This window comes from Clostridium sp. UBA1056 (assembly GCA_002316385.1).
Classification (GTDB): Bacteria; Bacillota; Clostridia; order Clostridiales; family Clostridiaceae; genus Clostridium_J.
The window spans coordinates 58748-66754 of record DCDL01000039.1; the positions used below are offsets into that span (position 1 = coordinate 58748).

Sequence of the window (8007 nt, forward strand, 5' to 3'; positions counted from 1 at the left end):
AATGAATTTAAATGATTTTAAACACATATTTTGGGGAAATGAGTTAGCCCTTAATGGCGAAATAACTTCATCATTAGCCAAAGAGTATTTTGATGAAAATATCTTAAACACAAAATCTAGAGAGTTTTCACATACTCCCATAGATAAAATATTATATGTCTTAGAAAAAACAGCTTATTTAATTTGTGACAAAGAAAAATCTTATTATAAAGAATTATTATACAAATTGCCTACTTTAATTAATTATTCACCTTCTATGGTTGAACTTGGATTAATTGCTTTGAAAGAAATGCTTAGTATCCCTTCTTTAAAGCAGCGTTTAAAATCCCTTGGAGATTATCACAGCTTGGATAATTTTACAAAAGGACACCATGGTATTGTTACTAGAACTGTACCTTTGGGTAGTATTCTCCATATTGCTGCAGGAAACATATTTTTAGGTTCTATTGATTCATTAGTTATGGGAATTATCACAAAGAACTTAAATATTCTAAAAGTATCAAGCCAAGATTTTTTATTTCCAAGCCTATTTTTTAAGGCTTTGTGTGAAGCAGATAGTGACCGTATAATTACTCCATATATATGTATTACCTATTGGAAAAGTAGTAATCATTCTGTAGATGAAATAATAAAAAATAGTTTTGATGCAATTCTTCTATTCGGTGGAGAAGATTCTGTAGCTCATTATAAGAATAATCTTTCCCCTAAAACTCAGCTATATTCCTTTGGTCCTAAAATAAGCTTTGGGTTGATTACAAAGGATGTTAAACCTTGTAATCTACAGTCCATTGCTGATGGGTTTGCAGATGATATAGTGCTTTGGGAGCAAAGAGCATGTACCAGTTGTCAAAATATATTTATAGAAGAAAGTGAAAATTTGAATCTATTTGTAAGTCTTTTATACAATGCTCTTGAGAAAAAAGGAATGGAATTTCCTCAAACTACATTAGATATAGACTCTGCCGTAGAGATCAGAAAAAAGAGAGAATTAGCTAATTGGTCAGAATTTAATAATGACGGTTTAGTATTAGAGGGCACCAGTGCTAATCATACCATAATTGTTCAAAGAACAAACAATGTATGTGATAGCCCTTTAAATAGGACTATATATGTTAATATTATTGACAATTATAAGGATGTTTTAACTAGCAATATTTCCTCTTTAAAATACTATATGTCTACACTTGCTATAGCATGTGATACGAATATTCAAGATATAATGGAAGATTTTATGCACCTAGGAGTAATGAGATTTTGTAAACCTGGTTTCATGTGTAAAAATGCAGATGAAAGTTTTCCTCATGATGGATTTCATCTTATAAACTTACTTGTACATTTTATAAACAAAGAAGATATCTCCATAGATGACCTAGGTGTAGAATATACTAGCACTAGCATGAAAGATGAAATATTACTTTCAAGATTAAATCTATTACTCAATGAAGCTTTAAAATCTCCTTTCTACAAAGAATTGTATAAGGATATTACATTTCCTCTAAAAAGTTTAGATAAATTTAAAAACCTTCCTACTCTTGAAAAGCAGCATATATATGATCATAGCATAGACAAAAATTTTGATATGCTTACAGCTCCAGCAAATAATTCCTATACTTTCTCAGCTGGAGGTACCACTGGAAAGATGAAATATGTTGCATATTCAAATGAAGAGTTTAGAGAATCTAGACAAGTATTTGGACAAGGTTTTAGAGCCGTAGGAATTGATAAAAATGATTTTGTTGTAAACTATATGAAATCTGGTGCTCTATGGACTGCTTTCACTGCTGTAAATGAGGGATTGGAAGAAACTAACTGTAGGATATTATCACTAACTTCAAACCAGCCTGAAAAAGAAACTATTCAATATCTAAAAACCTTTAGCCCTAACGTGCTCATAAGTCTTCCTGGAAACATAGTATTACTAGCTCAAGAAGTAGAAAAGCTTAATGAGTCCATAAGTTTTGAGAAAATATTTTATGCTGGAGAGCATATGTCTTTCAAAGCTCAAGAATATGTAAAAAAAATATTCAATTGTAGTAAAATTGCATCCTTTGGGTATGCAGCTGTAGAAATTGGACCTATTGGATTTCAATGTGAATGTTGCTCTGGTACAGAACACCATGTAATGGATAATTGGTGCTATGTTGAACATGATGAAAATGGTGATGTTCTTGTAACTGGATTAAAGAGATTTCTACATCCTATAATTAGATATAGACTCGGGGACAATATTGAATGGATTGATGAGCCTTGCTCTTGCAAAAGAACATCAAAGAAATTTAGGTTGTTGTCACGAACTGATGATTTAATACGCTTTAATGTTTCGGACATATATATTAATGATGTCTATGATGCTTTAAAAGATATTGAAGAAGTCTCACCATTTTTTCAAATAACAGTGAATAACATTGGAGAAATGAGATCAGTGTCTTTCAAAATTGAAACTAAAGATAATAAAATTTCTCTGAATGATAATTTAAAGAGTAAAGTAATAAGCTCATTGGAGCACCAAATTAAATGCATCAGTGCTGACCGTGAGAAAAATCTAATAAAAGATTTTAATGTAGAACTTGTTCACCCTTTATCCATAGAAAGAGTATCTAGAACTGGTAAAATTCGAAAAATCATTGATAATCGATTGTAAAAGACTCCTTACTCTAAGGTAAAATCACAGTATATCTAAAAATGCCATGCTGTGATTTCATAAATATTTACTATATAAGTTGAAATCCTTAAACCTCGTTGAATCAGCTTATTTAAAAAGCCCCCATACCTCAATCAAACTTCGGTATGGGGACTTTCTCTCTAAATTTAGTCTACACTTGCTTCACTATAGTTTAGCTCTCGATACCAGCTTCACTATAATATCCCACTTGTCTTGATAAAATATATCTTTTACCCTTTCACATAGAAATTAAAAGCAAAGAAAAAAGTGCTCAATCCCACAAAGATCAGCACTTTTTCTAATATTCATCCTATTAACTCCAGCCTATTCCTTAACAAACTCCCTCAACCTAAAGCTCCCTGCTGTGAAAAACACAATAGCCATTAGAGATATAATCAAAATAGGAATAATAATTTTGCCTGTATCTATTATTTTTAATAACCATGTAAATGGTGATATTACACTAATTCTAGTTATTATTTCTGGAATATTTTCAAATGAATCTAGCTCTGATCCAAAAATCCCTAAACCAAAGGTAGCCAGTCCAAAAACAACTGTAGATAGACTTGCTAAGGATGCATTTCTAATCCATCTTGTTACTGCCACAATAATAGATGTTGTAACTAAACTACCTAGGAATATAATCAGTATTCCTTGAGGAATATTGCTGTTAGGAAGCTTTAATAAGATAGTTAAAATTATAAAAGCTAAGCAACTTAAGACTCCTTGAATTATAAAGGATGAAATAAATAAACTACCTAAAATAGTTACATCTGAATTACTAGTTGCTATGGTTCTTTTTAGTACCTTTTGCTCTCTAAGTTTAATTATTTCTCCGGCAATTACAGAACCACCCATCATCATAAAATAACATATCATTAATACAGTCATTCTATAGTCATCTTTACTGTCTACTTCTTCATCTACAATAACTGCAATGGTAGAGTTTGTGCTTAGCCCTTCACTTACCTCTTCCTCAACAACTCCAGATACATAGTTTGTTATAATATCTTCTGCCATTATAGAGCCACTAGCAGCCTCAACTCTATAACACTTAATTTTAGGAAGCTCTCCATTATCTAATAAATCTTGAAAATTATCATCTATAACATAAATTGCACCTAATTTATTTTCTCTAAGCAAATTAAAGTTATCTTCTATCTGACCCTCTAGTGTACTTATGGAGTATTCTTCACTTAACCTTTCAATAACCTCAGTAGAGTGATTTGAATTACTTTTATCTATAATCCCTATACTTTCTGATCCATTACTTAAACCTCCACCATTTATAACTAAAATCATAACAACAGGAAATATTAAGGTCATTAGTAACATAAATGGACTTTTTAATTGTCTTTTCATATTAATTAATACTAATCTTATTAAGCGCATACCTTTTTCCTCCCCTGAATTACTTCTTTAATTACTGCTGCAGAGTATATAATAATTGACATCGTGAATATTATTAATATCCATTTACCACAGCCTTCTAAATTTCCATTTAAATTATATAAATTAAATGCATTATTTAAATAATGTGTTGGCGTTAGTAATGCAATTTTGTTTCCTTCACTAGTAAATATTTCCCCACTTATTAATGGCAATATAAATATTATCGATCCTATTATTTTTCCATACTTAGGACCAAATATAGTTGATATACTTTTAGACATGGATACTACCAACATAGTTCCCATTAATATTAACAGTATTAGATCTAAAATATTTCCTTTAAAACTTAATCCAGCTACTCTAAAGAAAATTACATATGCACTGATTATTATAAACACATATACTGTCAAAGCTATAGTATCATAAAAAAGACATTGCAATTTTGTTATAGGAGTCGCATTAATTCTTTTATCTAAATTTATGCTAATATCTGAATATCCACTTTCAATCATAGTAAGTATAAGTATGGTAACTACAAATCCAATCATAGATGCTGATATTTTTTCATAAGGATTATTAGTTTTTAAGGTATCTATTGTGATATCTTCAATTACAGATGACTCCATGATTTTATCTAAACTCTCCACATTTCCACCAGCTATAGATACATATAAGCTCTGATGGTATCTATCTAAAATTATCTTTAAAGTATCAGTAGACATTCCCATGCCTTCTACTTTTTTATTAATAATTATATCTCCCTTATTTAAAGATAAAATATTTTCCTCATATCCTTCTTTTATTACTAATTCCACATCTGGCTTTTTATCTACTATACTTACAACTTCTTTCAAATCATCACTTTCTAGTAGCTCCACCAATCTTTTTGATGTTTCAGTATTGTCCTTATCAATAATTTGAACATTTAATGCTTTAAGCTTTAGAGGGTTTTCATCATTCATACTTCCAACAAACGCCATAAAGCAAGCAAGTAAAATAGGAAATAAGATAAAAGATGCTATGGTAACTACTCCATTTGCAAACATACCCTTAAGGGTAGTTTTTACATAATATAATGCCTTCATATTATCTTCCCCCTAATCTCTTAAAGTTTTTCCTGTTAATGATAAAAATACATCTTCAAGTCTTGCTTCTTCATAGCTAATCTTCTTTATATTAACGCTTTCTTTCTCTAATAAAGAAAGTACACTAGCCAGCTTAAACTTTGAATCTATAGTTAAAGTAAGTACATTATCCTTATCTGATACCTTATCGATTCCCTCTACATCCTTTAACTTCATTATTGTTTCTCCACTTATCTCTTGAGTTTCAATAATTACCTTATTGTTTGAGAAAACTGAAGCCTTAATCTCTTCTCTATCTCCATAGGATACTTCTTTCCCTAAATCTATTATAAATACTCTCTTACAAAGCTCTTCAATTTCCTCCATATAATGAGAAGTATAAATTACTGTAGTACCCCACTCCTTACATATATTTTTTATGAAAGAAAATATATGATTTCTTGATTGTGGATCTACGCCAACGGTAGGTTCATCTAGTATTAAAACCTTTGGATGATGTAAAATTGATACTGCAATATTTAATCTTCTCTTCATTCCCCCTGAAAACTTTTTAACCTTTTGCTTTCTAGTTTCCTCTAAACCAGTTACCTTAAGTGCCTCTGCTATTCTTTCCTTCAAAAGTTTCCCTTTTAGTCCATATAAAGCTCCAAAGAACTCTAAATTATCATAAGCACTAAGATCCCCCATTAAAGCTAACTCCTGTGGAACATAGCCCATACATTCCTTTGCCTTAATTGGCTCCGTTAAAATATCATATCCACATATTTCAATAGTCCCATTATCTGGGGCTAAAAGGCTTGTCATAATATTTATTAAAGTTGATTTACCTGCTCCGTTAGGTCCGATAAATCCAAATATCTCGCCCTCTTTTACTTCATAGCTAATATTATCTAAAACTAACTTATCATTAAATCTTTTGCTTATATTTTTTACTTTTATAATGCTCATAAAATTACCCCCTAGACTTATCTTACTATTATAATAAGATATTCCCAGGGGGATAACCATAACTTAAGGTCACTATATAAATGACTTAAGTCACTATTCCATTTTTAAAAGCAAAAATTGCAATCTGTGTTCTATCTCTAAGCTTCAACTTTGATAGTATATTAGTAATGTTATTTTTAATTGTTCCTTCTGATAAAAACAATTCTTCAGAAATTTCCTTATTGGTCAATCCTTTAGCTATTGCTTCTATTATCTTAATCTCTTTCTCCAAAAGTCCATACCTATCTATATCACTTTTAATTGCTCCATTACTTCCCATCATTTCTAAAGCCACATCAGGATGAACTACCATATTACCTTTATATGCAGTCTTTATCCCTTCATAGATTACATCATGGGAACTATCCTTAAGCATATAGCCAAAAGCCCCATACCTCATAGCTTCTTGGATATACTCCTTGTCCTTGAAGGTGGTAAGAATTATGACCTTTATCTTTGTAAACTGCTCCTTAATAAGTCTTGTCCCCATAACACCATCACAAACTTTCATTCTTATATCCATAAGAACAACATCCACATCAGAAGTTTTGCAAACTTCCAAAGCCTTATATCCATTTTCAGCTATTCCAATAACTTCAATATCATCAAAAAATGAAAGCATTACTTTCAAGCCTTCTCTTATTAATTTCTCATCATCTACAATTAAAAGTTTAATCTTCTCCATGTCTACACCTCTACTTCCCTTGGTACTATAACCTTAACAAAAAATCCATTACCCTCACTAGATTTCATATCCACTAAACCATCTATTTCCTCTGCTCTTTCTCTTATACTCCTAAGCCCAAGTCCACTTTCCACAATTTTATCTGTTCCCACACCATTGTCATTAAAGGATATTACAAACTCATCCTCTGCAAAATTCATAATAACCTTAACCATAGTTGCCTTACCATGCTTTAAAGAATTTGATAAAACCTCTTGGGTCATTCTATATAAATGATTAATCTGCTTAGTTGATAAATTCCAATCATTCTTTGATATAATGACTTTAACCTGAACTCCAGACATTTTCTCAAAGTTTTTACATGCCTCTTGAATCCTTAAAATCCCTTGATAATTATCATATTCATCAGGCTTTAACTCCCTTACAGCTCTCTTCACATCTTGAAAACTTTCACTAATAAAAGCTCTTAAATTTCCCACCATGTCCTTCATAGAACTATCTTCTTTTTCAGCAATAGCTTCCATAGCAGATAACTGAATCATAGCAGTAGATAAAGTATGTCCAACACTATCATGAATCTCCCTTGATATTCTATTTCTTTCCTTTAATAGGGTTAATTCCTCAATGGATTCTACATATCCTTCAAGTTCTTTATTAGCTTCTATAAGCTTTTCATCTGAAACCCTAAGCTTATCATAAAGCTGCTGAGCTTCTACCTTAGTACTATAAAGTCTAGATATATAGCTTAAAAGAATAAAAAATAATCCAAGCAAAACAAAATTAATAATACCATCTTCAATGGGTCCACTAAACTTCGGATAAATCCCAATAAATAAAATTATAAGTCCTATTCCATACTTAACTATATTATTTTTCAAAGCAAACAAATCTATGGATACCCCTATTAAGTAAAAAATAATAGTTCCTCCAAAATTTAATTGTACCAATGGTATAACTGCTAACTCTATTATTATTGATAAAATAACATTTCTCTCTTTTTCTAAATAAAATATTCTCAAATGATTATTTATAATAAATAATAGAAGGAAAACTAGACTTATTATACTCTTATTTTCAACTTCCACAAACAACTGAAAGGTTAATATACAAAATGATATATATCTCATTAACAATAACTCTTTACTCTTTACCATAATACTCTCCTAATATATATTTTCGTTCTGTTAAGTTATATG

Annotated in this window: 6 protein-coding genes; 1 reads left to right on the forward strand and 5 read right to left on the reverse strand. The window is 30.4% G+C overall.

Features of this window, described 5'->3' with window-relative positions; genetic code table 11:
- Position 1 precedes the first annotated feature (1 nt).
- On the forward strand, positions 2 to 2641 hold the full coding sequence (locus tag B3W71_RS10510) for an acyl-CoA reductase (RefSeq protein ID WP_346888883.1): 2640 nt from the start codon (positions 2 to 4) through the stop codon (positions 2639 to 2641).
- A 345-nt stretch (positions 2642 to 2986) separates the two neighbouring features.
- On the opposite strand, the gene B3W71_RS10515 is transcribed toward B3W71_RS10510, so the two are convergent.
- The 5 genes from B3W71_RS10515 to B3W71_RS10535 all read right to left on the reverse strand — a co-directional run bounded on the left by B3W71_RS10515 (position 2987) and on the right by B3W71_RS10535 (position 7965).
- Complete coding sequence (locus B3W71_RS10515) at positions 2987 to 4054, reverse strand: ABC transporter permease (RefSeq protein ID WP_346888884.1); 1068 nt, start codon at positions 4052 to 4054, stop codon at positions 2987 to 2989.
- Positions 4045 to 5139 (reverse strand): ABC transporter permease, encoded by a 1095-nt coding sequence (locus B3W71_RS10520; protein WP_346888885.1) that lies wholly within the window; start codon positions 5137 to 5139, stop codon positions 4045 to 4047. Before B3W71_RS10520 ends, B3W71_RS10515 begins: the two co-directional genes overlap by 10 nt.
- A 12-nt stretch (positions 5140 to 5151) precedes the next feature.
- Complete coding sequence (locus B3W71_RS10525) at positions 5152 to 6087, reverse strand: ABC transporter ATP-binding protein (protein WP_346888886.1); 936 nt, start codon at positions 6085 to 6087, stop codon at positions 5152 to 5154.
- Positions 6088 to 6172: 85 nt separating this feature from the next.
- Positions 6173 to 6811 carry a response regulator transcription factor gene (locus tag B3W71_RS10530; protein WP_346888887.1) on the reverse strand — a complete coding sequence of 213 codons (639 nt, stop codon included), beginning with the start codon at positions 6809 to 6811 and terminating at the stop codon, positions 6173 to 6175.
- Positions 6812 to 6813: 2 nt separating this feature from the next.
- Entirely contained in the window at positions 6814 to 7965 is a 1152-nt protein-coding gene (locus B3W71_RS10535; RefSeq protein WP_346888888.1) for a sensor histidine kinase, read from the reverse strand.
- Between the last annotated feature and the right edge of the window lie 42 nt (positions 7966 to 8007).

Coding starts and splice junctions, on each gene's coding strand:
- B3W71_RS10510 (WP_346888883.1), top strand. CDS start 2: ATGAATTTAAATGATTTTAAACACATATTTTGGGGAAATGAGTTAGCC.
- B3W71_RS10520 (WP_346888885.1), bottom strand. CDS start 5,139: ATGAAGGCATTATATTATGTAAAAACTACCCTTAAGGGTATGTTTGCA.
- B3W71_RS10525 (WP_346888886.1), bottom strand. CDS start 6,087: ATGAGCATTATAAAAGTAAAAAATATAAGCAAAAGATTTAATGATAAG.
- B3W71_RS10530 (WP_346888887.1), bottom strand. CDS start 6,811: ATGGAGAAGATTAAACTTTTAATTGTAGATGATGAGAAATTAATAAGA.
- B3W71_RS10535 (WP_346888888.1), bottom strand. CDS start 7,965: ATGGTAAAGAGTAAAGAGTTATTGTTAATGAGATATATATCATTTTGT.
- B3W71_RS10515 (WP_346888884.1), bottom strand. CDS start 4,054: ATGCGCTTAATAAGATTAGTATTAATTAATATGAAAAGACAATTAAAA.